General features: G+C 46.6%; 25 protein-coding genes and 2 tRNA genes. 8 read left to right on the top strand and 19 right to left on the bottom strand.

What is annotated here, in order from left to right; translation table 11 throughout:
* Positions 1 to 36: 36 nt before the first annotated feature.
* The 19 genes from ABCW47_RS00860 to spoVT form a co-directional block, all read right to left on the bottom strand.
* On the bottom strand, positions 37 to 843 hold the full coding sequence (locus tag ABCW47_RS00860; protein WP_343207973.1) for an anti-sigma-I factor RsgI family protein: 807 nt from the start codon (positions 841 to 843) through the stop codon (positions 37 to 39).
* Positions 836 to 1,318 (bottom strand): RNA polymerase sigma factor, encoded by a 483-nt coding sequence (locus tag ABCW47_RS00855; protein ID WP_343207972.1) that lies wholly within the window; start codon positions 1,316 to 1,318, stop codon positions 836 to 838. The genes ABCW47_RS00860 and ABCW47_RS00855 overlap by 8 nt, the downstream gene beginning before the upstream one ends.
* A gap of 127 nt (positions 1,319 to 1,445) precedes the next feature.
* Positions 1,446 to 1,679 carry a hypothetical protein gene (locus ABCW47_RS00850; protein WP_343207971.1) on the bottom strand — a complete coding sequence of 78 codons (234 nt, stop codon included), beginning with the start codon at positions 1,677 to 1,679 and terminating at the stop codon, positions 1,446 to 1,448.
* Positions 1,680 to 1,827: 148 nt separating this feature from the next.
* Positions 1,828 to 1,913 (bottom strand) — tRNA-Leu (locus ABCW47_RS00845).
* A gap of 36 nt (positions 1,914 to 1,949) precedes the next feature.
* Positions 1,950 to 2,031, bottom strand: a tRNA-Tyr gene (locus tag ABCW47_RS00840).
* A 170-nt stretch (positions 2,032 to 2,201) separates the two neighbouring features.
* On the bottom strand, positions 2,202 to 4,349 hold the full coding sequence (locus ABCW47_RS00835) for an alpha-glycosidase (protein ID WP_343207970.1): 2,148 nt from the start codon (positions 4,347 to 4,349) through the stop codon (positions 2,202 to 2,204).
* Positions 4,350 to 4,560: 211 nt separating this feature from the next.
* Positions 4,561 to 6,372 carry an ATP-dependent zinc metalloprotease FtsH gene (gene ftsH, locus ABCW47_RS00830; protein WP_343207968.1) on the bottom strand — a complete coding sequence of 604 codons (1,812 nt, stop codon included), beginning with the start codon at positions 6,370 to 6,372 and terminating at the stop codon, positions 4,561 to 4,563.
* A 21-nt stretch (positions 6,373 to 6,393) separates the two neighbouring features.
* Complete coding sequence (gene hpt / locus ABCW47_RS00825; RefSeq protein WP_343207967.1) at positions 6,394 to 6,915, bottom strand: hypoxanthine phosphoribosyltransferase; 522 nt, start codon at positions 6,913 to 6,915, stop codon at positions 6,394 to 6,396.
* The gene (tilS, locus tag ABCW47_RS00820; protein ID WP_343207966.1) at positions 6,860 to 8,314 is read right to left on the bottom strand and encodes a tRNA lysidine(34) synthetase TilS; all 1,455 of its coding nucleotides are present in this window, start codon (positions 8,312 to 8,314) and stop codon (positions 6,860 to 6,862) included. Before tilS ends, hpt begins: the two co-directional genes overlap by 56 nt.
* A gap of 285 nt (positions 8,315 to 8,599) precedes the next feature.
* Entirely contained in the window at positions 8,600 to 10,285 is a 1,686-nt protein-coding gene (locus ABCW47_RS00815; RefSeq protein ID WP_343207965.1) for a SpoIIE family protein phosphatase, read from the bottom strand.
* Positions 10,286 to 10,594: 309 nt separating this feature from the next.
* The gene (locus tag ABCW47_RS00810) at positions 10,595 to 10,900 is read right to left on the bottom strand and encodes an FtsB family cell division protein (RefSeq protein ID WP_343207964.1); all 306 of its coding nucleotides are present in this window, start codon (positions 10,898 to 10,900) and stop codon (positions 10,595 to 10,597) included.
* Positions 10,879 to 11,229 (bottom strand): spore cortex biosynthesis protein YabQ, encoded by a 351-nt coding sequence (yabQ, locus tag ABCW47_RS00805; protein ID WP_343207963.1) that lies wholly within the window; start codon positions 11,227 to 11,229, stop codon positions 10,879 to 10,881. Before yabQ ends, ABCW47_RS00810 begins: the two co-directional genes overlap by 22 nt.
* 2 nt (positions 11,230 to 11,231) lie before the next feature.
* Positions 11,232 to 11,519 carry a sporulation protein YabP gene (gene yabP, locus ABCW47_RS00800; RefSeq protein ID WP_343207962.1) on the bottom strand — a complete coding sequence of 96 codons (288 nt, stop codon included), beginning with the start codon at positions 11,517 to 11,519 and terminating at the stop codon, positions 11,232 to 11,234.
* A gap of 106 nt (positions 11,520 to 11,625) precedes the next feature.
* On the bottom strand, positions 11,626 to 11,865 hold the full coding sequence (locus ABCW47_RS00795) for an RNA-binding S4 domain-containing protein (protein WP_343207961.1): 240 nt from the start codon (positions 11,863 to 11,865) through the stop codon (positions 11,626 to 11,628).
* Between the two features lie 3 nt (positions 11,866 to 11,868).
* Positions 11,869 to 12,141, bottom strand: a complete 273-nt coding sequence (locus ABCW47_RS00790) for an HU family DNA-binding protein (protein WP_343207960.1) — start codon at positions 12,139 to 12,141, stop codon at positions 11,869 to 11,871.
* A gap of 122 nt (positions 12,142 to 12,263) precedes the next feature.
* On the bottom strand, positions 12,264 to 13,043 hold the full coding sequence (gene mazG, locus ABCW47_RS00785) for a nucleoside triphosphate pyrophosphohydrolase (protein ID WP_343207959.1): 780 nt from the start codon (positions 13,041 to 13,043) through the stop codon (positions 12,264 to 12,266).
* A 158-nt stretch (positions 13,044 to 13,201) separates the two neighbouring features.
* Entirely contained in the window at positions 13,202 to 14,218 is a 1,017-nt protein-coding gene (gene pdxA, locus ABCW47_RS00780; RefSeq protein ID WP_343207958.1) for a 4-hydroxythreonine-4-phosphate dehydrogenase PdxA, read from the bottom strand.
* Positions 14,219 to 14,375: 157 nt separating this feature from the next.
* A complete protein-coding gene (locus tag ABCW47_RS00775) occupies positions 14,376 to 15,530 on the bottom strand; it encodes a four-carbon acid sugar kinase family protein (protein WP_343207957.1) in 1,155 nt (384 codons plus the stop codon).
* A gap of 293 nt (positions 15,531 to 15,823) precedes the next feature.
* Positions 15,824 to 16,372 (bottom strand): stage V sporulation protein T, encoded by a 549-nt coding sequence (gene spoVT / locus ABCW47_RS00770; RefSeq protein ID WP_343207956.1) that lies wholly within the window; start codon positions 16,370 to 16,372, stop codon positions 15,824 to 15,826.
* A 309-nt stretch (positions 16,373 to 16,681) separates the two neighbouring features.
* On the opposite strand from spoVT, the gene ABCW47_RS00765 reads away from it, so the two are divergent.
* The 8 genes from ABCW47_RS00765 to ABCW47_RS00730 all read left to right on the top strand — a co-directional run bounded on the left by ABCW47_RS00765 (position 16,682) and on the right by ABCW47_RS00730 (position 24,757).
* Positions 16,682 to 17,641 (top strand): uroporphyrinogen decarboxylase family protein, encoded by a 960-nt coding sequence (locus ABCW47_RS00765; RefSeq protein ID WP_343207955.1) that lies wholly within the window; start codon positions 16,682 to 16,684, stop codon positions 17,639 to 17,641.
* A 45-nt stretch (positions 17,642 to 17,686) separates the two neighbouring features.
* Positions 17,687 to 19,099, top strand: coding sequence for an L-fucose/L-arabinose isomerase family protein (locus tag ABCW47_RS00760; protein WP_343207954.1), 1,413 nt, complete (start codon positions 17,687 to 17,689; stop codon positions 19,097 to 19,099).
* A 226-nt stretch (positions 19,100 to 19,325) separates the two neighbouring features.
* On the top strand, positions 19,326 to 21,614 hold the full coding sequence (locus ABCW47_RS00755) for a bifunctional diguanylate cyclase/phosphodiesterase (protein ID WP_343207953.1): 2,289 nt from the start codon (positions 19,326 to 19,328) through the stop codon (positions 21,612 to 21,614).
* A 148-nt stretch (positions 21,615 to 21,762) separates the two neighbouring features.
* Positions 21,763 to 22,143 (top strand): hypothetical protein, encoded by a 381-nt coding sequence (locus tag ABCW47_RS00750; RefSeq protein WP_343207952.1) that lies wholly within the window; start codon positions 21,763 to 21,765, stop codon positions 22,141 to 22,143.
* A 31-nt stretch (positions 22,144 to 22,174) separates the two neighbouring features.
* Entirely contained in the window at positions 22,175 to 23,224 is a 1,050-nt protein-coding gene (locus tag ABCW47_RS00745; RefSeq protein WP_343207951.1) for a hypothetical protein, read from the top strand.
* Positions 23,225 to 23,228: 4 nt separating this feature from the next.
* Positions 23,229 to 23,594 (top strand): hypothetical protein, encoded by a 366-nt coding sequence (locus tag ABCW47_RS00740; protein WP_343207950.1) that lies wholly within the window; start codon positions 23,229 to 23,231, stop codon positions 23,592 to 23,594.
* Between the two features lie 23 nt (positions 23,595 to 23,617).
* On the top strand, positions 23,618 to 24,148 hold the full coding sequence (locus tag ABCW47_RS00735) for a molybdopterin-binding protein (protein ID WP_343207949.1): 531 nt from the start codon (positions 23,618 to 23,620) through the stop codon (positions 24,146 to 24,148).
* A gap of 48 nt (positions 24,149 to 24,196) precedes the next feature.
* On the top strand, positions 24,197 to 24,757 hold the full coding sequence (locus ABCW47_RS00730) for a hypothetical protein (protein WP_343207948.1): 561 nt from the start codon (positions 24,197 to 24,199) through the stop codon (positions 24,755 to 24,757).
* Positions 24,758 to 24,770 lie beyond the last annotated feature (13 nt).

Raw genomic sequence — 24,770 nt, 5'->3', positions numbered from 1 at the left:
GCTTTAATAACTATTTTAATTTTCTATTTATAATTATCAATGATCACCATGATGTCCGCTTTCCTTACCGCGATCGGTTTCCTCCTCATGGTGATCTTTATCTTCTTCCTCATGGTGTTCACCATCATCCGCTTCTTCATGATGTTCACCGTCATCCTCATCTACAATATCCACATCCTCACCGGTGTACTCACTGATACGCTTTTTCAGCTCTCTCATGCTCAGATGATGGCAGTCTTCCGGCGTAATCGTATCGTCATATTTGGCAAGTTCCTGATATGCCTGATATTTACCAAAGGACAGTCCGCTGTGGTGGGCTTCCTCCACAACCTCCTCGCTGGCTCCATGGCACTCCGAACTGACCTTTCCATAGCCCTCACACTGCTTGATACCGTCCATCAGGCTTTCCTGTTTGTCAGATACCACAGTAAAGGAGAGCAGAGAATCATCATTCAAATAACCTTCAAAGGTTGTGTCTGACAGCAGCAGTTCCACAGCCTCCTGGTACGATTTATTCTTGATATCCAGATCCTCAAGTACCCTGTGGCCATCTTCATTATAAGCCTTTACCGTTACCACCCGGTCAAACCGGTTAAGTCCCAGTTCTACAGACGGATTCACATCGATGCTGATGTAGGATACCGGCGTCTGATAGAAAACATATCCCCCCAGCCCGCATACAGCCATAAACAACATTGCACAGCATATAACCGCATACCTGAGCGCACGGCGGGTTCTGCGCTGCTGGCCGGATATCTTGCTTCGCAGAAATTCAGTCGTATTTTGTTTCATTTCCTCCGTAGCATGAATAGACCCGAAGGCATCCTTTAGATTATTATTCAAGTCCATCACCTCCAAGCCGTTCCTTCAAAAGTGCCCTGCCCCGTGACATCAGGGAATAAATCGTATTTTCCTTCTTGCCCAGTATGTTTGCGATCTCTCCCGCGGTATACCCTTCATAGTAAAACAGGAAAATAACATCCTTATATTTGGATGGCAGGGAAAGTACGGTTTGCAGCAGCTCATGATGATCATCTGATACCGCCAGCGCCTCCTCCGACAGTACGTCAAGGGGCACGGCCGGGTGTCGAAGCAGACTTTTAAGCCAGTCCTTGCATGTGTTGACCGTCACGCGGATAAACCAGGCCTTTTCATGCTCGTCACTTTCAAAGGTACCCTGATAAAGGATATACTTCAAAAACACACTTTGAGCTATATCCTCTGTATCATTCCGGTTTTTCAGATGCAGAAAACAAATACGCCGGATCAAATCCGAGTACTTTTCTACCGCGTGGACTGCTTCGCTTTCCTCTCTCATGACAATACCCTTGCAGATGCAGGATTATTCCTGCAAAGCCGCCCGTATCGTACCATAGACAAGCGGGCAGCCTGCATTTTTTCCTCTTATTTGAATTTCTTTCGGCTTTCCTGTACCACGTGGGAAATTAATAACATCCGCCATGGGATTTATGATGTCCATTATGATGGTTGCTGTGTTTTACATGGTGTTTTTTCGTGCTGTGGCCGGAACACTTTTTCAGACAAGCCCCATTATCAATACATGCCTGATTCCCGTTCGGACATGTATAAGCCGCCGCAGAGGCCTCAGTGCCAATTGCAGAAACCGATGCAAACACCATCATAGCTGCCATACATAAAGTCATAATTCTCTTTTTCATTCTTAAATTCCTCCATAAATTTTATTTGGTTTTTTTGTCCTTCACTTATAATACGACACGGTGGAGGAATTCCTTGCAAAGAAATTTATAATTTTTTCTATTGCTATGGCATAAAAAAAACACCATCCCTTGGATCGTGCTTTTTTTATGCCGGCGACCGGAATCGAACCGGTACGAGAGATTAGTCCCGCAGGATTTTAAGTCCTGTGCGTCTGCCAGTTCCGCCACGCCGGCTGACAGAAAACCGCCGCAAAAGCAGCAATTTCCAAATGGATGGAGAAGGATTCGAACCTTCGAAAGCGTAGCTAACAGATTTACAGTCTGCCCCCTTTGGCCACTCGGGAACCCATCCATACTGTAAACTAGTATATTATTATACCATACATCAGGCAAATAGCAAGATTTTTTGTCTTGGGATAAGGGATGAAAACAGTGCTTTGTACACTTAATGGCGGTAATGCTATGAGCAGGCCGGAACCGTATATCCCACGGTTCCGGCCCGCTTTTTTATTCCGTTTCCTTTTATATTGCCCTTGTATTCTTTAATACAATGCCTCCGCAGGGCGGCAGCGTCACTTCTACTTTTCCCTGATAGGAGTCATACATCTCAGCCTCCAGGCTGTATCCGTCCCGGTCTGTGGCGATTAGGCTGACCAGCCGGTCTTTATCCAGAACACCGGCTATCCAGATCGGTATGGTGACGGTCAATTCGCTGTCCCCTTTATTTATGGCAACAATAAATTGGTCATTACTGTCAAAACGCCCGTATGAGATATAGTTTTCCTGCGCATCCAGGGCAATCAGAGAGCCCTCCTTCAGCGCGTTATAGCTCTTGTGGAGATGGATCAGCTCACGGTGATAATCAATCAGCTCCTGATCCTCTCCGCCCCAGGGATAGGTTCTCCTGTTATCCGGATCAGTCCAGCCGCACAACCCCGCCTCGTCTCCATAATAGACAGTGGGAGCACCGGTCCATGTCATCTGGATCATAACCGCCAGGCGCATCAGGGCTTTGTCAGTCCCTTCCTCCGCGGCCTCAGAGCCTGCGGATGCAACCCTTCCCACCTGACCGTTGGTACGGGTAAGGAAACGGGAATGATCATGGTTGGAAAGTTCATTCATCGCCGTCTGGTAGGACTGAGGCTGCGTACTGGAAAGATATCTGCGCATAGACCGGAAAAACAGTTCTCCGTCCCCTTCCAGATCTGCCCTGCGGCTGTCACTGTGCTTCTCCATCCCTGTTAAAAACCAGGACACCGGCTCCATGAACCCATCATAATTCATCACCGTATCCCACTGGTCCCCCTGCAGCCAGGCGGTTGCATCCCCATAATGTTCCGCCAGAATAATGGCATTGGGATTGGCTTCCTTTACATTTTTTCTGAAGTCTTTCCAGAACGTATGATTAAACTCCAGGGAAAAGCCCAGGTCTGCCGCCACATCCAGCCGCCAGCCATCGGCATTAAAAGGCGGCGATACCCATTTTCTGGCTATCTGCATGACATAATTGTATAGTTCTTCGGATTCTTCATAATTAAGTTTCGGCAGGGTATCATGGTTCCACCAGCCGATATAAGAGCCATTGTCCGGCCACTTTTTATCGTCCATAAAACGGAAATATTTCCGGTAGGGGCTGCTCTCCGATAAATAAGCACCGGTTTCATATCCATCCTGCCCCTTATAAATCTTTTCCCGGTCAAGCCACTTATTAAAGGAACCGCAGTGATTAAATACACCGTCCAGAATGACCCTCATTCCCCGGTTGTGGGCTTCCTCCACCAGAGTCGCAAACAGCTCATTGCCCGCCTCCAGATTTTCCCGGTCTGTTACCCGGCGGATATACTTTAGCGCATGGGTATTGTCAGTCTCTCCTTCTTTGAGCAGGCCCTCTCCATCCTTCACGATCACTCCGTAGTGAGGATCTACATAATCATAATCCTGAATGTCATATTTGTGGTTTGAGGGGGAGACAAAAATGGGGTTCAGGTAAATGACCTCCACGCCCAGCTGTTCCAGATAATCCATCTTTTTCATCACGCCGGCCAGATCCCCGCCGTAGAAATGTCCCACATCCATTGCCGCGGGATATTTACTCCATTCCGTAATCCGGCTGGTCTGCTGATTTATATAAATATATTCTCCGGTCTCCACATCATTGGAGGTATCCCCGTTGTAAAACCGGTCTACAAAAATCTGATAATAAACCGCACCTTTTGCCCAGCGCGGCACATGAAAGCCAGGTATAATCTCAAAGTCATACTCTTCATTCCGGACTGTGTCGGTTCCGAGCTGGTTATAGTAGTAAACAGCTCCACCCGCAACAACACGGAAATAATAGCTTATTTTCCGGTCCTGAAGCGGAATCGTACACTCAAAATATTCAAATAGCTCGTTCTCTTGTGCCACGCTCATGGAATATTCTTTGTCACCGCTCACCAGCGTAGCCAGATCTGCAGTACCGGCCAGAGCCCGGAGCCGGATTGTAACATCCTCATAGGGGTCCGGTTCAGGCGGATTGCGGAATTGCTTCGTTCCGTCGCTGAACAGACTTTTCTCACGAAAAAGCGGCATCACCGATTCTGTGTACATCCTGATTTTATCCCAGAGACCCAAACGGTCCCATTTCACGGTTGAAATCATACTGTCTTTTTTCCCGGCGTCTTTACTCATACCACGTTCCTGCTTTCTAATCTATAATTGCAATATCGACAGGTCTCTTTTACTTTCGCAAAGGTTCGCTATTGAAAGTATTCCCTGTATTTCTTAATCCATGAAAACGATCCGAAAAGCGATAAAAGGGGACACATTACGTATCCCCTGGGCTTCCCGCCTGCTGTATCATTATATTTTATATCAGATCCAAGCCTCTCGGCAGCCGGATCTATACAAAAAGTGCTTCAAACTCTGATCCTGAGATTCTCTCTTTTTCAATCAGCAGTTCCGCACAGCTGTGCAGCACCTTTAAGTTCTCTTCAATGATCTCTTTTCCTCTTGCATAGCATTTATCAATCATTGTTTTTACTTCATTGTCGATGACACCGGCAACAGACTCACTGTAGCTTCTGGCGTGGGCCAGATCTCTGCCGATAAAGACTTCGTCGTCGTCATTTTCATAGTTTACAAGACCAAGCTTCTCGGAAAATCCGTATTTGGTCACCATATTTCTGGCATACTGAGTCGCCTGCTTAATATCCTGGGACGCACCGGTGGTAATATCATCGAAAATCAGTTCCTCCGCAATACGCCCGCCCAGGCATACGATGATATCTTCGATCATCTTGCCCCTGGTATTAAACATTTCATCCCGCTCCGGCAGAGGCATCGTATAACCTGCCGCACCCATACCGGTAGGTATAATGGAAACCGTATGAACCGGCCCCACATCCGGCAGCACATGGAACAGGATTGCATGGCCCGCCTCATGATAGGCGGTGATCCGTTTGTCTTTATCGGACACCACGCGGCTCTTCTTCTCCGTACCAATTCCTACTTTAATAAAAGACTTGGTGATATCCTCGGAGACGATATAGGAGCGGTTATCCTTTGCCGCAGAAATAGCTGCCTCATTCATCAGGTTCTCCAGGTCTGCTCCTGAAAATCCTGCGGTTGTCTGGGCAACATGTTTCAAATCCACATCCTCAGCCAGAGGCTTTTTATTGGAGTGGACTTTCAGGATCTCTTCTCTTCCCTTCACATCCGGATAGCCCACCGCTACTTTCCGGTCAAAACGGCCCGGACGAAGAATGGCCGGGTCCAGGATATCCACCCTGTTGGTGGCCGCCATTACAATAATGCCGGAGTTTACACCGAATCCATCCATCTCAACCAGAAGCTGATTCAGGGTCTGCTCTCTCTCGTCATGGCCGCCGCCAAGGCCTGTGCCTCTGCGTCTTGCCACTGCATCTATCTCATCAATAAATACTATACACGGTGAATTCTTCTTGGCTTCCTCAAACAGGTCGCGGACACGGGAAGCGCCCACGCCGACAAACATTTCAACAAAATCAGATCCCGAAATACTGAAAAACGGCACTCCCGCTTCCCCTGCCACTGCCTTTGCAAGCAGCGTCTTGCCAGTTCCGGGAGGTCCCACCAGGATCACACCCTTGGGGATTCTGGCACCCACCTTCATATACTTCTTCGGGTCCTTCAGGAAATCTACAATCTCCCTGAGTTCCTCTTTTTCTTCATCAAGTCCGGCTACATTGGCAAATGTAATTCCATTGTCGTCGGTGGATAATTTGGCGCGGCTTTTTCCAAAATTCATCATCTTGCTGTTTCCGCCGCCGCCCGCCTGGTTCATCATAAAATTGAACAGAAACAGAATGAGCACAAATCCCAGCAGATAAGGCAGCACGCTGGTAAAGAACCAGCCCGGCTTGGAGATATTATGCACCTCATACTGCGTAATGCCCGCATCTCTGACCATCTGTTCTATCTCTCCCAGATTGGTCACATAAAAGCTGTGATTATCCTTATTTTTCAGCAGTACGCCCACTTGGCCGGTAGGTGTCTCCTGGTTCTGATATAGGTCGACAAATTCAATATTCTGTGCATTCAGATCTTGTTGAAAATCTGCAAAATTATACTGTTTCGAATTCCCGCCGTACAACACGGAAGACAAATAGAATGAAACCAGTACAATCGCAATGATTGCCAGAAAAAAGCCACCGCCTTTTATCTGTTTTTTCAATGGTTCTCCTCCTTAAATTCCCTAATCTTCAATTACTCCCACATAAGGCAGATTTCTGTACTGCTGTGCAAAATCCAGTCCATAGCCCACTACAAATTTATCCGGAATCTCAAAACCGCAGTAATCTACCGCTACATCGGTCACCCGGCGGTCCGGCTTATCCAGAAGAGTACATAAGTGCAGAGAAGCTGGTTTTCTCGCGGAAAGCATATCCATCAGATACTTCAGTGTTCTGCCGGAATCAATAATATCCTCCACGATAATAACTTCTTTATCCTCAATGCTTTCATCCAGGTCCTTCACGATACGGACACGGCCTGAACTCTCCGATTCATTTCCATAGCTGGAAACCGACATACAGTCAATAGTCACCGGTATATTAATCCGTTTCGCCAACTCACAGGTAAAAAACATACTTCCTTTCAGCACACAGATCAGATGAACGGTTTTACCCGCGTATTCTTCTGTAATCTGCGCCCCGATCTCTTTAATCCTGGCGTCCACTTCCTCCTCGGAAATCAACACACTGATTTTTCTCTCCATCTTTTGTTCCTCCTGATAACTTTACCTCTAAAATTGTATGGGTGGCATCAGACACTTTAAAGTATTCACTGATTCTCCCATCTATAATCCAAAGAATATGATGATCGGATGCCAGCAGCAGCCTGCTGTCCCGCTCCTTCGACGGTATCTTTTCATCTATAAAATACCGGTTCAGGGTTTTCCTGTCTCCCGCGGCGTTAATCTCCAGATAATCGCCGGGCTGCCTGGTCCTTAAAAAAATCATGTTCTTTATTTTATCATAATCAAACCACTTTATACAAGATGTTTTCGGTATTGCCTCTCCTATTTTGCCGCTTTTTAGGGAAAACTCCAATATTTTGTCGGAATCCGGCAGAAAAAGACGCCCCGGAATACTCACCTGCATGCAAATAGATTGCTCCGCCGCAGATTCTTCCGCCCGTTCCAGTATGATGTTCTCATAATCCTTCCGTAACAGAATCCCCCCGGGCAGCGACACCATCTTGCCCGTATCCTTGCTGGCCAGCGCGCAGACAGCCCGGATATGCTCTGCTGTAATATCCTTTAGGCCATTCCCGGCCTCCCGCAGAAGTTTTCTGATCAACTCTCCTCTGATCACTTGTTTCTCCTCTGCGAAAGCAGAGACAGAAATACAATAATTTCCCCCATTCAGCTGCACACACCGCTCCCAGGCATCTTCCGTCAGCTCCATAACCAGCTCCTGCAGAGCAGCCAGCTCCCGGCCCGCCTGATCAATATGTTCCACAGCACGGCTGTTAATCTTCTTTTCCGCCAGCGGAATAAGTTCACCGCGGATACAATTCCTTGTGTAGCGCACATCCGCATTGGTACTGTCCACACAGAAGGAAAGCCGGTTCTCTATTATATATTCTTCGATCTCCGTCCTCGTTACCGCCAGCAACGGACGGATAACATTGTCTCTCACAGGTGCGATACCCGTAAGTCCGCAGGGACCGCTTCCCCGAAAGAGATGAAACAGTATCGTTTCCGCATTATCATTTTTATGGTGGGCCAAGACTATTTTATTACAGTTCTTTTTCCTGGCCGTATCCGCGAATGCATCATAACGCACACGGCGTCCTGCTTCCTCCAGGGATTCCCCGCTCTGCGCAGCGAGGGAAGGAACGTCCCTCCTAACCTCTGTCAGTTCAACGCCCCGGCTGTCGCATAACTCCCGTACAAATTCGGCATCCCGGTCCGCCTCTGCTCCCCGGATACCGTGATTCACATGTACCCCGAAAAGAGTCAGACCATACCGCGCAGCAAGATCCAAAAGCACATCAAAAAGACAGACCGAATCCGGCCCGCCGCTGATGCCAACAACGAGCCTGTCTCCTGCACAAAGCATATGATACTTCTCAATAAACTCCAGAACCTTCTTCCTAAACTCCATCGCCATCCTGTTTTATCCTGAACTGCCCTTGCTTTCTTCACGCTCTATCCGCGTTTTTCATTTTTCGCTGCTATATAACTGCCCTTTACACTCACAGCTCTGCTGCAATTTCACCGGGAAAACTTGTTTTCTTGTTTTCACTGTTCCGAAGGAACACTTTCACTTGCAGCTTCGCTGCAACTTTCACTCACTTCACGCTCTATCCACGTTCTTCATTATTCGTTCTTCATTCTTCCTTATTCATTGCCCTCTTCCATTCTACCGCCCGCACATTTATATTTCAAGCTATTCCTACCGTTTCCAGAGGCCTGCCGCCAGGATCGTCATATCATCCCGAATCTCGCCCTCATTAACCTCCGCTATGTAATCCAATACCAAACCCGCAATTTCACTTGGGTTTGCACTGGGAATATTCTCAAGGAGCTCTGCCATCCTCACTTCTTTGTCCTCCCCGTCGATGGCATCCAGTACGCCGTCCGTCATCATGATTAAAAAATCACCCTCGTACAATTTGATAGAAGAAGACTGGTAGTCCACCTCATTTAAAATGCCCATAGGAAGAGATGCATTTTCTATGATGTCCACTTTCTTGCTTCTCTTGATAAAAGAAGGAGCGGCGCCTATTTTTACAAACTCACACATACCCGAATACAGATTCACCACACCCATATCCATTGTGGAGCAGGTTTGATCTTCTCCCTTTAAAACGAGCATGGAATTGATCAGTTTCAGCGCTGTCTCCTCTGAAAATCCGGCCTCCATAAACTGTTCCAGAAGTTCAATGGCTGATTTGCTCTCCCTGTTGGCTTTCACTCCTGCTCCCATACCGTCACAGAGAGACATCACGACCTCCCCGGAATCCAGATGGATAACCGAATAATTATCTCCGGAGATTTCCTCATGGCTCTTGGTCTTTCGCGCCACACCGGTCAGCACCTTAAAGTTTACATCCTCTACCAGACTAACCGTATCATATTCTTTTCCGATTACATTTTTAGTGCCCTCGGCCAGCCTGTATCTCTTTCCAAACAGATCTCCATAGTACCCCGCCACCTCCTTTGACAGCGTGCAGCGGCGGCCGTAGCTGCGTATCATTAAGTCCACTTCTTTTTTGCCGTCCGGTCTGGTGCATATCGTGATTTTTTTCAAATCCACATGATTTTTCTTTAAATACCTCCGGATTCTCTGTTCCTCGCTCTTGCTCAATTTTTCAATCCGGAACATATTCTGCGAAAACTGATCCATAATCTCCGCGACCTGGCCCAGCTGGGTTGCCACAGCCTCCCGGCTCTCCGCCAGCTTGTTATGCCATCGCAGGTTCATCTTGGCCTTTGACAAAGAATAGTTTGTTTCTTTCAGAAAATCTTCTACACGGATACACTGGCTGTAAAAGGCCGCCGGCACGTCCCCGGTATCCGCCACCCCCTTCTGCCACGCGGTGTCCAGCATCATAAAGGCCGCCTGGTATGTTCCATAGTAGTTTTTGTGCCAGCAATAACTGCAGTTGGTGCAGTCTTTGCATATTCCCTGGGACAAATCCTGAAAGATCCCTTCCACATCCTCTTTACCGGGCGATATTTTAGTTTCTGATAAATCAGTAAATGTCTTGGACAGTTTCTGGAATGAGTCGGAAAATTCCCCCAGTCTCTGCTTCACCATTTTTTCTACCGCTTCGTCGTCCCGTTCTTCCTTTCTCTGCGGACGCCAGAGTATAATCTGCTTTGCAATAAAGATTGCTACGATACCGGTAAATACCAGTGTTCCTTCCCATAGAGAAAACAAAATAGCTTCCTCATACGGTTGTTTTAATACGTTGCCTCCCAGCGATACCAAAAAGGTAACGATTCCTCCTATTAAACTGTACCCCACCGGCGTGATTCTGGCTTTTTTCAGTTTCAGTAATATAAGAATTACTGCTGCTCCTATTACCACCAGACTTCCTTTCATCCAAATATCCGAGCTGATCTGCGTACCCATTTGCTCTACCTCCTGATCAAAATCTGACCGTAATTATAGGACAGTTTGTCTTCGGTATTTGTCAAACAATGGGACAGTATTTCAAAAACTTTTTGACAGTCCATCCCTTCAAAAAGGATTTTTTCCCGAATAGAGGAAGCTTACTTCTTTTAGGAGATTCCACCTGTAAATTCATAAAAAAGAAGCGGTGAACCCTGCATTACTGCTTCGACCGCAGAGTTTCACCGCCTTCCTGAAACGTAAAAACCGACTGCAATAAACAGCCGGTCCATGGTCATCATTATGTATTTTTAATATCAGGAACCCGGCTTACTCTTCGCCTTCTCCGCCTTCAAAAATAATCTCGTCCTCGTAAACCAGCCCCAGCTTGTCTCTGGCAACTTCCTCCACATATTTCTTCGTCTGGACATAAGCCCCGTATTCCTTAATCTCTTCTGATTCCTTCTCGAGATCGGCTTTCTGTTTCTCCAGCGCAGCAATCTGGTCCTCGTAGGTCTTACGCTCATTCTCCAGATTAATCCGCTTATATGTAGCGAAACAACATAAGATCAGCACAACAAAAGATGTGATCCAAAGTCCAATCCGTCTCTTTCTTATCTTCTTCTTCCTGACCAATCTTTTCGCCTCCTGCGGTTTCTTACACTCATTCTAACCCGGTTTATTATCTTTTTCAATCCTTTTGTAACAGAAAAGTAACAAAGTGCTCCGATCAACAGTCCAATAAAGGCAAAAGCCCGGATTTCTCCATTATTTTCCAGGTAAATCATACGAAACACAAGGCAGCCGCTTACAATCCAAAAAAGAAGATCCTCCACACCGGTCAGGAAATTACTGTGATGAATCAGATGTCGGAAAATACGCAGCAAATCATAGGCTACAGACAGGATAATGCCCCAGATACCCGAGACCAGGAAGAAACGAAACTGTCCTAAAAGCTCTTCCATACTTATTTAAACAGACGGCCAAAAAAGGATTCGCCCGATTTACTGTGTCCCCCGTCCGAATAGGTCATGCTGTCCACCCGTCCGTCCACATCCACCTCACCTTTTTCCAGGGACAGGCGGTTTACATGTAGTTCATGACCACGTATCATTAAGACCCCGTCAATGGTCTCCAGCAGAACTTCTTCGGCATCAAAGGACAGGACATCATTTACGCCGGTCAGGTAGCACATCTCCCGGCCCGACAAGCTGATCTTATGTGAACCCGTTCTAATCTTTTCCTTTTCTTCCATAAAAAATCCCTCCATATCCTTGTCTGCTTAAGTATATGAAGGGACTTCTATTTTATTCCGATTTGAGCAGCCGTTCTTTCGGCTAAGGGGGACACTCTACTGTCCGTTAAATATAACGGTAAAGCTCTTTGGCATCGTCCTTGCGGACTGTCTCGGCCACATCCAGCACTTCCACCTTAACGGCTTTGTTGCCAAACTGAATCTCAATGACATCACCGGCCTTAACAGCAGCAGAAGCTTTCGCCACCTTACCATTCACCAGAACCCTTCCGGCATCACAGGCTTCATTCGCCACCGTACGCCTCTTGATGATTCTGGAAACCTTTAAAAATTTGTCCAGACGCATGTCTTAGTTCATAGCATCCTTTAAAGCCTTGCCTGCTTTAAATTTCGGAGTCTTGGAAGCAGCAATCTTCATAGTCTCGCCAGTCTGAGGGTTTCTGCCTTCTCTTGCAGCTCTTTCAGCAACTTCAAAAGTACCGAAGCCAACTAACTGGATCTTCTCACCTTTCTTTAATTCATCTGTAACAACATCTACAAATGCTTTTAAAGCAGCCTCGGAATCCTTTTTGGATAACTGTGTCTTCTCTGCAATTGCAGCAACTAATTCAGTCTTATTCATGATAAATCCTCCTAAAAATAAATAAATATGATAAATTCGGGGCAGTCCCACGAACCGGCCCATCAGCGTCAACAAGTCTCCGGCTTCCCCGTCCCCTTGTCATGAAAAAAGTGTCGGCAACATTATCTCTTCGCATTCTCCCAAAGCTCATTCAGTTCGTCGATATCCATCTCGCTTACAGAACGGCCTTTTAAAGACGCTGCTGCCTCCACACTCTTAAATCTACTTATAAACTTATCCGTTGCATTTGTCAAGGAATTTTCGGCATTTACGCCCAAAAACCTGGATAAATTCACCGCAGAAAAAAGAAAATCACCGTATTCCTCTTCAATCTGTTTCCGGTCGCCGGATTCCCAGGCTTCCATTGTCTCCGACAGTTCCTCTGTGACCTTACTCAGCACCTCTTCCATATTCTGGAAATCAAAGCCAGCCTTACCCGCTTTCTTCTGCACCTTCTGTGCCCTGATATTCGCCGGAAGAGCTCTGGCTACGGAAATCAGGCTTTCTGACACAGAGGATTCCCCTTTTTCCTGCTTCTTAATCTCATCCCAGTTTTTTAATACCTGGCTGCTGGTCTTTGCCTCTGCTTCTCCAAACACGTGCGGGTGCCTTCTCACCATCTTTTCACTGATTTCATGAATGACATCCTCAATGGTAAAAATTCCTTCTTCCTCACCGATCTGGCTGTGCATCATAACCTGCAGAAGAACATCTCCAAGCTCCTCCCGGAGATTCTCAAAAGAACCGGTCTTTTCATAACGATCTATGCCATCCACAACCTCATAGGCCTCTTCAATCATACAGTCCCTCAGACTCCCATGGGTCTGTTCCCTGTCCCAGGGGCATCCATCCGGTGCCCGCAGCCTGGCAATAATACCCTTAAAATCCTCAAACGAATACAAAACACCATCTCCCAATCACATTATTATGAATAATTCCACTCTTTCACCCGCTCACAGAACGGTTTTCACCGAGCTGCAGAGCAGCTCGTTTTCACTTGCGGCTTTGCCGTAATTTTCACTTTCCCTTCCGTTCTTCACTATTCACTCTTCATTCTTTACTATTCATTCTTCATTAATTTCATCGTGTATTCAAACGCCTTAACAAAGCTTCCCGTAGATGCCTTCTTCTGATAGGCGATATCATAAGCAGTCCCGTGGTCCACGCTCGCCCGGATCACTTTCAGGCCCAGAGATACATTCACTCCGCCGTCAAAATCCAGAAGTTTCATCGGTATATGCCCCTGATCGTGATACATGCAGACTACTGCGTCGAATTCACCTCTGGATGCTCTTAAAAATACGGTATCAGGCGGAATCGGACCGGCTGTCTTCATCCCGTTTTGATTCGCCAGTTCAACCGCAGGGATAATCTCGTCCAGTTCCTGCCGTCCGAAAGCGCCTCCCTCGCCTGCATGTGCGTTCAGACCAGCTACCGCTATATAAGGTTCCGCTTTAAAACGCTTTATATTCTCATAGGTCAGACGGATCACATCGTATACCCTGTCTTTCTTCACATTCCGAATGGATTGTTCCATAGAAACATGGGTGCTTACATGGGTTACCGTCAATTTATCCGAGGCCAGCATCATCGTATAACTGTCCTGTCCACAGATTCCCGCGATTAATTCCGTATGGCCGGTAAAATCCGGATCGGTCAGACGGATTGCCTCTTTATTGACAGGCAGCGTACAGACCGCTCCTGCCTTCCCCTCTAATGCCAGCTCCGTAGCCTTTACCACATAGGCTCTCGAAGCCGCGGCTACCTTTGCATTCACCTTGCCGGGAGTCAAATCTCCCTCGCTGACCATCCCCATATCCAGAACATTCAAATAACCTTCCTGATACTGTGAGGGATCTGACACAATATGAAATTTCACCGGATAATCCAGCTTTCGGCTGCAGTAATCCAGCACGGAATAATCCCCTACCACAACAAATTCCCCGTCCATTTCCCTCTCGCACCAGGCGTTCAGAATAATCTCCGGACCGACTCCGTCTCCGTCTCCCATCGTAACTGCTATCATAATCTGTTTCCATGCATTTTTATCACAATCAGAAGAATAACGTGTCTGCATGGCCTCCTCATTTCATTTTCTTCTGATCGTTATACTATTTATAAGCCCATGCATATCACAGGTTTACCTGCGATACCGCACAGCACACGATGATATGCTTCGCAAATCATCTTATTGTAAATAAGTAGTTTGAAACTACTTTGTTTTAAACTTAACGTCACCTGAAAAACCGTATCATGTTTAAAATTGCCTGCTCCGAACCCAATCCTCCTGACTTCGTCACCAGTTTTATTTGTTTCCCCCGATAATCAAATTCCGATACGGGAACGCCCCTTTCGATCTCACACAGAGCCCGGACCCTCTCTACACCGAAATGGTTCAAAACCGCCATACAGGTATCTCCGCCGATGATACAGAACTTCTCCGGAATATACCGCTTAAAAATCTGTTCCGACAGCCGGGTAAACAGTGCTGATATCTGTTCTGATGACATGACCGACGTCGATACATCCTCCCTGCAGACAGCTGTCGTTAATATAACGCTTTTTCCGCCGCGCAGATATTCAATTGCCGTTTCTTTCACTTCGGACAGATCGTTCTCCGTTCGCATAACAAGAACCGGAACACCCGCCCTTTTTGCTGTCTCTAATTGGTCAAACGTAGCCTGATTAGCGCTGCCGCTGAAAATCAGCATCGGTCCCGCGCAGAACATCTGTTGTATATGCTCTGTCTTCCGGTCAAGCATAGCCGGAATCTGTGCGGCAAATCCTGCACATCCCGCCAGAACGCATCGGGTGGCCGAACCCTTAAGTTTATCTCTAAGGATTTCCAAATCTCTATTGTCTTCACAGTTAAAAATAACAACGTCTCCATCCCCCGGCAGGTCGTCATCCGGCTCGCAGATCCTGATTTCCAGCCTGGTATTTCCTTTGGCAATCTCATCTGCCCGGCTTGTCCTCATAGGATTAAGAGGGTCCAGGCGGAAGGAAGACTCTTCCAGAAGCACGCCGTCTATGTATTGTTTTCCGCCTCTTGTTACTCTTCCGGCGTCCGGAAAAGCCGGAATAAACAAAATCCGTCTGCCGGTCACCTCCGATGCAGCCAGAAAGGCAGAGGAAATATTTCCCCGCAGGGCAGAGTCGGTTTTCATATAACAAACCTCAAATCCCCCGCTCCACTGCTTCAATATAGCTTTCATCTTCTCCAAAGCCATCTCAGGTTCATCATGGCGGCAGTCTGCATTGATCACCAGTGCCTGTACATCATCCGCGTCAAAAGAAACCTTATCCCCCAGAGAAACAACCGTATTCAGGCCAGCACAGGCCAGAGAAACGCCGGAATCCAGCGCACCGGTAAAATCATCCGCGATCATTAAAATTCGTATTGAAACCACCACCCAACTATTTAAGGAAGAAGGAAAAATGAATAATGAACAATTTTAGTTCTTCCTTCTTTCTTTTTCATTCTTCATTAGTAATGTATCACATATTGATATAACTGAAAAGCCGGGAAACGACATTCTATTATCGTTTTCCGGCTTTTCTAATCTTATAAGGGAGATATCTATATCAAAATATAATCTTATTGTCTTTTTCATTTGCAGCCATGCTGCATAACATAGGACTGGTTCAGTTCTTAATATTTATACTATCAAGGGGCTGTTCCTTACTGTTCCAGCTGTTTTCCCAAAAACTGAGCTGCGGTTTCCGCCAGATTCATTTCTCCGTTTCCGAATGTCTGGCTTTTTTCCCTGGACATCAGGAGGACGCCGCCTATAACATCACCTTCACAAAGGATTGGACAAATTATTTCACAGGCAAAGGGTTCTTCTTCCTCATCTGTAATTTTCACATATTTTTTATCCCCGGCTTTTGACATTACGGATACTCTCTGGTCCAGAGCAAGTTCAAGCTGTCTGCTGATTGCCTTGCCTGTCATCTCTTTTTTCCCTGGTCCTGCTGCGGCTACCAGCTGATCACGGTCGGTTATACATGCCGACAGGCCGGTCACCGAAGAGAGAGCTTCCGTATATTCCTTTGCAAATTGTGATAGTTCGCCTACCGGAGAATACTTCTTTAAAACAATTTCTCCTTCTTTCCCGGTAAATATTTCCAATGGATCTCCTTCCCGGATACGGAGTGTCCGCCGTATTTCCTTAGGGAGTACCACACGTCCAAGATTATCGATTCTTCTAACAATTCCAGTTGCTTTCATAACTACAATCCTTTCGTGAGTTATTGGTACAAATGCCTCGTCATATAGTTCTAGTATTTACCATGGATTTAAAAATATACTTTATCTTTCTCATTATTCTATGCAAATAACTCGTATACGGTTTCCGGCACTGTTACTGCTAACATTTTGTCCCAATTACATTTCTTCTATTCACAGGTGCTCTAAAATTTCCACAGCTCGTCCGTTCATTTTTTACTCTGGATATGGTAAAATAATTTTATTATTTATATAGTCTGTCCGTCCTGCCTGTTTTCAGACGGCACAGAAAAAAGAAAGGTAGGTATTGCTATGACTAAGAAAGAACGTGTACTGGCTGTTTTAAACGGCCAAAAACCAGACGAGATTCCCTCCGGCTTCTGGCTTCATTTTCCAGAAGGATTTGAGAATGGAGAGCCTGCTGTGTCCATGCATTTAAAATTTTTTGAAGAGAGCAGAACTTCCATATGTAAAATTATGAATGAGAATACGATACCCAAAAACCCACTGATTAATACAGCTGCCGACTGGTCCGATATCAAACCGATTCCAAAGGATGATCCGATTATTGTTAACCAGATCGCGCTGGTGAAGGAAATCTGCGGCAAAATGAAGGGCGAAGCTGTTATGGTTGCCACCATTCACGGTATTGTGGCTTCCACATTCCACTGTCTGTGCGGCGTGAACCACTATAATGAAAAAAGAATGATGCTGCCGGAAATGCTTCGTGAGAATCCGGAAGGACTTAAAAAAGCATTTGGAGTTGTGGCGGACTATCTGTCCTATCTGGCTGCCGAATGTGTAAAGGCTGGCTGCGACGGTATTTACTATGCTGCCCTGGGCGGTGAAAAATTTATGTTTACGGATGAAGAATATGAAGAGTTTGTCAAACCATTTGACCTTCAGGTTTTAAATGCCGTAAAGGATGCGCCCTGCAATATTCTTCACATGTGCAAGGATGGACTGAACTTAAACCGCTATGCCGGATATCCTGCCGCTGTTTACAATTGGGGTATTTATTCGGACAATCCGTCTCTGGTCGAAGGCAGAAAACTGTTCGGCGAGGATAAGGTTTATCTCGGCGGGCTGGACGACCGCTCCGGAGTTCTGGTAGACGGAAGCGATGAGGATATCATTAAGGCCGTACATAGTGTGATGGATGAATTTGGTACAGATCGTTTTATCCTGGGCGCCGACTGTACGCTTCCCACCGACGTGGAGCTGCACCGGGTACATGTTGCCATCGACGCGGCAAATTCATATTTAAAATAATAGACCTGCATAAATTACACATAAGAAAAGAAGGGACGAACGATTATGCCACTGTATGAGAAAAACAAAACACTCCGTGTTGCCATGCTGCCGATCCGCCGGGGAATTCCTGCCAAAAGAAAGGGAGCTTTTCCGCCGGAGGCTGCGGTAGCCGTTAAAAATATGGCTATTGATTATCTGCGTTCATTGGAAAAGGAAGCTGACATCGAAGTAATTGATATTGATTTTATTAATGACGAGGGCGTAGCAAGGGATGTAGCCGAGGCAGATGCCATTGCTGAATATATGAAAGAGAAAAAAGCTGACGCTGTTTTTATCATTCAATGTAATTTCGGCTGTGAAGAGGTTGCCGGCCGTGTATGCAAGCTGGTGAATAAACCGGTTATTCTCTGGGGGCCGAGAGATCCTCAGATAGCAAAAGACGGCGGCAGGCCGTTAGACACCCAGTGCGGGCTTTTCGCTACCAGCCGTATTCTTCGCCGCTATGGCATTCCGTATTCTTATATTGAAAACTGTGATATTACCGATCCGGTATTTAAGAATGATTTTTACGATTTTCTGGCAGTGGTTAATGTGGTTAAGACCTTCCGGGATATGCGTATCGGCCAGATCAGCAACCGTCCGAAATATTTCACTACTGTTATGATTAATGAGAATGAACTGATGGAGAATTTCGGTATTGAAGTCGTTCCCATTAATATAGCTATGGTTAAGGCAAAAATGGACCAGATTTTCGAGACCCGGCCGGAACAGGCCCAGGCGGCACTGGATGATATTAAAAACCGGTTTGACTGTTCGCAGACACCGGATGAAGAAATGTTAAGAAATACCGCCTGCTTAAAGCTGGCTCTGCTGGATCTGGTGAAAGAGCAGAATCTGTCGGGCCTCACAATGGAGTGCTGGACTTTGACTCTGGATGCCATCCATGCGATCCCCTGCATTGCAGTCGGTGATCTGACAGATATGGGTATCCCCTTTGGCTGTGAAACAGATGTACTTGGAACCATCGGTTCCATTCTGGCGGAAGCTGCCGTTCGGTTCCGTGAATCCTCCTTCTTCGGTGAATTCACCGTCAGAAGCAGGGATGACGATAACACAGAACTGATGTGGCACTGCGGCAATGCTCCATATTCTTTAAAAGATTCCGCTTCAACCGCCGGACTGATTAACGCGAGAGAAAACTTTGCCCTGAAAAAAGGTCCGATCACCATTGTCCGTTTCGATTCGGACAGAGGGCAGTATTATCTGTTTGCCGACGAGGCAGAGTCCGTGGAGGGCACCTATACCACAGGTACTTACCTCTGGGCTAAAATGGACAACTGGGTGAAATGGGAGAAAAAATTCATCTATGGTCCCTATATTCACCATACTTCTATCGTATATGGACATGTAAAGAAGATTCTGAAGGAGGCCTGCCGTTTCATCAGCGGCGTCCAGTATGATAGTGTCGAGGACTAAAGACGATTGATATTTACATACCTCTGACTTTAAAGGATATCTGCCGGCAAGCGGCAGGTATCCTTTTGTAATTATATGGTCACTGTGTTTCTTTTACATAATCCATGACAAATCAACGTTTCTGATGTAAAATACAGATAAATCTTGAACCGGCATACTTTTCGTATGTATTACCTTATGAAGAGGATGTACAGATACATCCGCTCTTCTATGAAAGGATTTTTTCATGGAACCCAGACAAATTCCCGCAACTTCTGCTTCGCAGAAAGCTTCTCATTATAAACGAAGGCTTATTTTATATATCATACTGTCTGCCTTTGTAGTCATAGCAGCCACTATTTCCTATGCAAAATATCTCACTGCACAGTCTACCAGACAGACACTGAATACACTTGGCGAAATATCCAATCAGAATGTTTCTATTCTCCAAAAAGAAGTGGAAAAGGTTCGGAATGTGGTCTACAATATTGCCTCCATGCTGGCAGAGATAGATGGTACGGATGCGGAGAGGATAGACATGCTGACAGTCATTGCAGATACGAACCATTTCCGGCGCATGGGTATCGCAGCCCCGGATGGCTCCGTGGTTACAACAGACCGGCAGCAGATGAATATTTCAGACCGCAGCTATTTTCAGCGTTCCATGGTGGGTGAGACCTGTGTTTCCGACACACTGATTGACAAGATAAACGGGGACAGCATTACAGTGTACAGTGCTCCCATTGTGGAAAACGAAAGGGTCGCCAGCGTATTATTTGCCACCTATTCTACGGAATGGTATCATCAGGCACTTTCCGCCCCGACATTTCAGGGCAGCGGTTATTCCTATGTGGTAAAAAGCGACGGCACACGGATCATCGGTTCCGACCACTCCGGCAGTTTCGGCAGTTTTTCAAATATTATTGATACACTTATGGAGACAGATGAACAAAATCTCCAGGCAGCTGACGAACTGGCAAAAAAAATGAGCCAGAAGGAGAGCGGCTGTATTGTCTTTTATCACGATGTGGAAAAATATCTGTACTATCAGCCTCTGGATGTGAACGACTGGTATCTTCTCACCGTCATTCCTGTAAAAGTTGTGAATGCCCGTACAAACGGCGTACTGCCTTTAAGCTACGCATTCATTATCCTGTGCAGCGCTATTGTAATTCTCTTAGTTGCCTCTATTATCCGGCTGCGGTTTAAGAATTTTCAGGAGATAGAACGCCTGGCTTATATTGATCCTGTCACCGGAGGAAGTACATACGGGAAGTTCCGTCTGGATGCCGCCCATATACTGGAACATAATAACGGCAGACATTATGCCATGATCAGCATGGATATCAATAAATTTCAATATATAAACGATGTTTATGGCTATGAGGAGGGAAATGCGGCTCTACGCTATATCTGGAATACGATCCAGAGCTTCCTGAGGGAGGGAGAGACTGCTGCCAGGGTCATTGATGATCATTTTGTTGTTTTGTCCTCGTATCGGGACCGCCAGGAACTCAGCGACCGTTTTCAATTATTCTCAGATATGCTCAAGACCCGGCTGACTCTGGACAGCAATGAACATTATAACCTTGTGATCTCGGCCGGTGTCTATTTAATCGAAAATCATGAGACCGATATTGAAAGTATGGTGGACCGGGCCAAGATTCCTCAGAAAAAGATCAAGGGAAGCTCCGTATCCCAATTTGAGCTTTATACCGATGAACTTCGTAAGGAGCTGATCTTAAACAAGCAGATGGAGGACCGATTCGGCGATGCTTTGAAGAATCATGAATTCGTCATCTATTTTCAGCCTAAATATAACATCCGCAAACAGCAGTTTGACGGTTCAGAAGCGCTGGTACGCTGGAAAACAGCCGATGATACTATCGTCATGCCAGGTCAGTTTATTCCGGTTTTCGAGGCAAGCGGCTCCATTGTGGAGCTGGACCGTTATGTACTGAAGGAAACCTGTGGTCATATTCGAAGATGGCTGGATATGGGATATCAGGTCCCGCCTGTCTCGGTCAATGTCTCCCGCCGCCAGCTGGACAACCCGAATTTTGTACATATCTACGTGGACATTATCAGAGAAAGCGGCATTCCTTTTTCCTGTATTGAACTGGAACTGACAGAGACTATGCTGTTTGAACGGGAGCAGGTTCTTCTCAATGTCATTCATCAGCTTCATAAAAATGGTGTTGTGGTTGAGATGGATGATTTTGGCTCAGGATACTCCTCCCTGAATATGCTTAAGAACATTCCCATTGACACCGTCAAGCTGGATAAATGCTTTTCTGATGATATGATCCATAATCAGAAAGCGCAGACGATTATTTCCGGGACCATCGCACTGGTGCGCAGTCTTAATATGAGGGTTATCGCGGAAGGTGTGGAGACAAAAGAGCAATTTGAATTTCTGGAAAAAGTCGGCTGCGACTATATTCAGGGGTATTACTGTGCACGGCCAATGGATGCAGCGTCCTATGAAAAAAATATACTGTCCGGGACGTCGCTGCCCCTTTCTGTGAAAGATTAATGTCCGGGCAGAATTTTATTTACATAGTTGGCAAGGCTGTTTCAGAGGAAATTCCTTCGAAACGGCCTTTTTTCTGTACATCTTGTTTTTTATTTCACCGGCTTGTGCTAAAATAATGATTGAAATTCAATCAGAGAGGAAGCGGCATATGAAATTAATGCATACGAAACTGCCGGAATTTATTGAAAAGATGAAACGGGCGGTTAAGAAGAATACCCCAGATAAAAATATTACCATCAGAGGCCTGGAAAATCTCACCAGCGCAAAGATGCAGTCATTGCGAACCGGACGGATCGAATCGGGTGTGGAGGAAATCGCCGGCGACGGAAATGTGGATCATGTTGAACTGGTCGTTATGCCCCGTGTCCCTGAGACAATGCACACTGTGATTATTAAGGGCATGGATAAAGACGGCCATGTGGAAAAGGCCATTTTGGAAGTAATTAATATTCTCCATCCCACTGAGGAATATGAACTGGGCGATTGTAAAAATATTGATGACCGCAGGCCGAAGATCGGACAGCACTGAGAAGTGAAACCAGAAAAAGGACAGAGGAAGAGTGGAGACGAAAGAAGGAAATATGAAGACATTAACCTATAAACTGATTCCGGAAGGGATCAGAGAAAATAAAATTATTCCGCTTACTATTGTATTTGTGGACAATCAGGACGTGGTATCCTGCGGTCTTACCCCGGAAGACGCCATACGGATGATCGCCGCAGAGTTTGACGGACCGGTGGGAATCAATATTTTCGATATGAATGCGGTCACTACCACCAGCGACGGTATTATGGTAGACAGCGCCATCATTCGTATGGGCGCAGGAGACAGGGGCCGGGTGAATCCGGACTTTGGAATTTTATCTATGGAAGAGATGCCTTATTCACCGGAGCTGGTTCTGGAGGAGCCCCACTTAAAACAGTGGCAGGCATTGTATCCCGGCAGGAAATTATACCGGGGGCCGAATCCGGCCAACAAGCGGATTCCCGTACACAATGTTGTCATAACAGGCCGTGCCTCCAACAATAACTCGGCAACCGAGATGATGAATATTGTAACAATGGAAGAAATACTGCTGCCCTATCTGGGCCAGCGTGAAATCATGACGAATGGACGGATCTTGTTCGGATATACCGGCGAAGTGATCTCTGTTGGCATCGGCATGACAGTAAAAGAAAAATATGGAAGGGTTTTCCCGCACCGTCAGTTTGGAGCAGGGGATACCGCGCACAATTCAGGAGAATATGCAAAGACCCTAAAGCGTGACATTCCCTGTATTGTGGCGGAGAAGCCGGTTCTGGCACGCTATACGCTAAGAGCTCTTACTCTTGGTCTGGTGCCCGGAAAAGACATCGGCTGCTCGCCCGCCGTTCTCTCTGTGGCCAGAGCGCTTGGAAGCGAGATTGCATATGACAATATCACACCGGCCGCATGGGAAGAGCTGGCAAGTGTGGGGATCACAAAGGACTGGCTTTTAGAGCCACATCCTGCCATGACGCCGGAAGAAATTATTGAACACGCACCGGATTTGATCCCTGGCGTCAGCGAAGGCCGCGAGTATGCTGTTTCGGATTTCTGCGAAACACGAAGCCTGACAGTAAGGATATAGCAGTATGGACCAGAATTCTTATGTGATTGTACATGCGGACAAAACCGTACTAAAAATAGCAGGATTAACCGTTAAGGGTCTTGATACCCGCAGCCTGGAAGCCCTTCTTTCCGAAAAGCTGAAAAGCACCGTACGTGTCATCGGGGTGACCGGTACTTCTATCGATATGGATGTCTACGGTCTGGACCCGGAAGCAGTCTTAAAAGATCCTTCCGGCCTGATACAGGCGGTCGCTCTGTGTGATGGCATCACCGCCGGTGAAGTGACAAGACTATCTCAGGCTGAACGGATTGTGCCGGTGGACTTTGATCAGATTCCGGATAAGCCGGTCTCCGCCTGCGCAAAGGAAAGGTGGATCACCGGAAGATAACCGGGAGCAGAATGGAGGAAATTATGATAGGCAGCGCGGTAATTATACCAACCGGAAATGAAATAAAAGAAGGCATTGTGCTGGATACGGACAGTCCGGGTATCATGGCCCGGCTGTTGGCTCTGAATCCATGTATGGATATCCGCCGTATTCCTCCGGTTCTGGACAGCGAGGACAGAATATGGGAAGCAATTGATTCCTGGGTTAAAAAGGAAGTTCATCTGATCGTCCTGATCGGCGGGTCCGGCGGCGGTCACCGTTTCAGCGACACGCTCGGCAAGGACTTCACCCACACAGTTATGGCAGACTTGCTGGAGGATAAATACTGCCGCGAGATCTATGGGAAAAACGGTCATCTTTGGAGCAAGCTTATTATTGGGACAACCCGTCACTCGCTTCTTATTAATGTCCCCGGACCATATGAAGAAGCTATGGCTGCAATTGGAGCTTTCTGTCATTCTTATGAAGAAGGCTGTCCTTTATCTGAGATTAACCTGGCTATGGCCGATGCGGTGATTGCTCTCTATGACAACCAGGTTAAGCCGCTTTCATGAAATGTTAAGGACATCGCCATATTTAAATAAATGAAAGGCCGCGCAGGTATGCTAATCAGTTTTTATGAACCGTTGAGGACGGCCGCCGGAGATACCCTCTTGATTGCGGGTTTCAGAGCCGTCGGTGAACGTAAGGATAATTTAGAACTGCCGCCGAATCCATATTTTCCTCCGGAGAAAGATCCGGTTAAGATCGATCTGAACCTTGCCCGGTTTTTGGAACTTGCTTTGCCGGAAGATGTGATCGGTGCAGCGGCCGTGTTACGTATGCGGGATATCGCTTGTTCCTGCGGAGGTATCATAGGAGATCCTCATATCTCCCCGGTCGCTGCCGGAGGTCCTGTGGACGAACTGCGTGAGGGATTTACCCTGCTGTCCGCCCCGGGAGGCCCTGGCTGCATTGCCCAGCTTCCGGCTGTCCGTATGAATGAAATCTATATTCATATGCGAAACCTGATTACAAAAAAGGAAAAAATCCGGTATCTGGCTGCCGCCCTGTCGGAGGCCCCCCGTTATCTGATCGCAGATGACGGCAGCGGCCCCGGAGCTACTGGATTTCTCCAGTTAAAGGACGAGGATACCCTCAGTACTTATTCCCCTGTTTCATAATATAAGATTAGAA

The organism is Anaerolentibacter hominis, assembly GCF_032380675.1.
Classification (GTDB): Bacteria; Bacillota; Clostridia; order Lachnospirales; family Lachnospiraceae; genus Anaerolentibacter; species Anaerolentibacter hominis.
This window is presented reverse-complemented; position numbering and strand designations above follow the sequence as displayed.

Bases quoted from the DNA above. Each gene is read 5' to 3' on its own strand.
- ABCW47_RS00855 (WP_343207972.1), bottom strand. From the start codon at position 1,318: ATGAGAGAGGAAAGCGAAGCAGTCCACGCGGTAGAAAAGTACTCGGAT.
- ABCW47_RS00850 (WP_343207971.1), bottom strand. From the start codon at position 1,679: ATGAAAAAGAGAATTATGACTTTATGTATGGCAGCTATGATGGTGTTT.
- ABCW47_RS00835 (WP_343207970.1), bottom strand. From the start codon at position 4,349: ATGAGTAAAGACGCCGGGAAAAAAGACAGTATGATTTCAACCGTGAAA.
- hpt (WP_343207967.1), bottom strand. From the start codon at position 6,915: ATGGAGAGAAAAATCAGTGTGTTGATTTCCGAGGAGGAAGTGGACGCC.
- tilS (WP_343207966.1), bottom strand. From the start codon at position 8,314: ATGGCGATGGAGTTTAGGAAGAAGGTTCTGGAGTTTATTGAGAAGTAT.
- ABCW47_RS00815 (WP_343207965.1), bottom strand. From the start codon at position 10,285: ATGGGTACGCAGATCAGCTCGGATATTTGGATGAAAGGAAGTCTGGTG.
- yabQ (WP_343207963.1), bottom strand. From the start codon at position 11,229: ATGGAAGAGCTTTTAGGACAGTTTCGTTTCTTCCTGGTCTCGGGTATC.
- yabP (WP_343207962.1), bottom strand. From the start codon at position 11,519: ATGGAAGAAAAGGAAAAGATTAGAACGGGTTCACATAAGATCAGCTTG.
- ABCW47_RS00795 (WP_343207961.1), bottom strand. From the start codon at position 11,865: ATGCGTCTGGACAAATTTTTAAAGGTTTCCAGAATCATCAAGAGGCGT.
- ABCW47_RS00790 (WP_343207960.1), bottom strand. From the start codon at position 12,141: ATGAATAAGACTGAATTAGTTGCTGCAATTGCAGAGAAGACACAGTTA.
- pdxA (WP_343207958.1), bottom strand. From the start codon at position 14,218: ATGCAGACACGTTATTCTTCTGATTGTGATAAAAATGCATGGAAACAG.
- ABCW47_RS00775 (WP_343207957.1), bottom strand. From the start codon at position 15,530: ATGATCGCGGATGATTTTACCGGTGCGCTGGATTCCGGCGTTTCTCTG.
- spoVT (WP_343207956.1), bottom strand. From the start codon at position 16,372: ATGAAAGCAACTGGAATTGTTAGAAGAATCGATAATCTTGGACGTGTG.
- ABCW47_RS00765 (WP_343207955.1), top strand. From the start codon at position 16,682: ATGACTAAGAAAGAACGTGTACTGGCTGTTTTAAACGGCCAAAAACCA.
- ABCW47_RS00760 (WP_343207954.1), top strand. From the start codon at position 17,687: ATGCCACTGTATGAGAAAAACAAAACACTCCGTGTTGCCATGCTGCCG.
- ABCW47_RS00755 (WP_343207953.1), top strand. From the start codon at position 19,326: ATGGAACCCAGACAAATTCCCGCAACTTCTGCTTCGCAGAAAGCTTCT.
- ABCW47_RS00750 (WP_343207952.1), top strand. From the start codon at position 21,763: ATGAAATTAATGCATACGAAACTGCCGGAATTTATTGAAAAGATGAAA.
- ABCW47_RS00740 (WP_343207950.1), top strand. From the start codon at position 23,229: ATGGACCAGAATTCTTATGTGATTGTACATGCGGACAAAACCGTACTA.
- ABCW47_RS00735 (WP_343207949.1), top strand. From the start codon at position 23,618: ATGATAGGCAGCGCGGTAATTATACCAACCGGAAATGAAATAAAAGAA.
- ABCW47_RS00730 (WP_343207948.1), top strand. From the start codon at position 24,197: ATGCTAATCAGTTTTTATGAACCGTTGAGGACGGCCGCCGGAGATACC.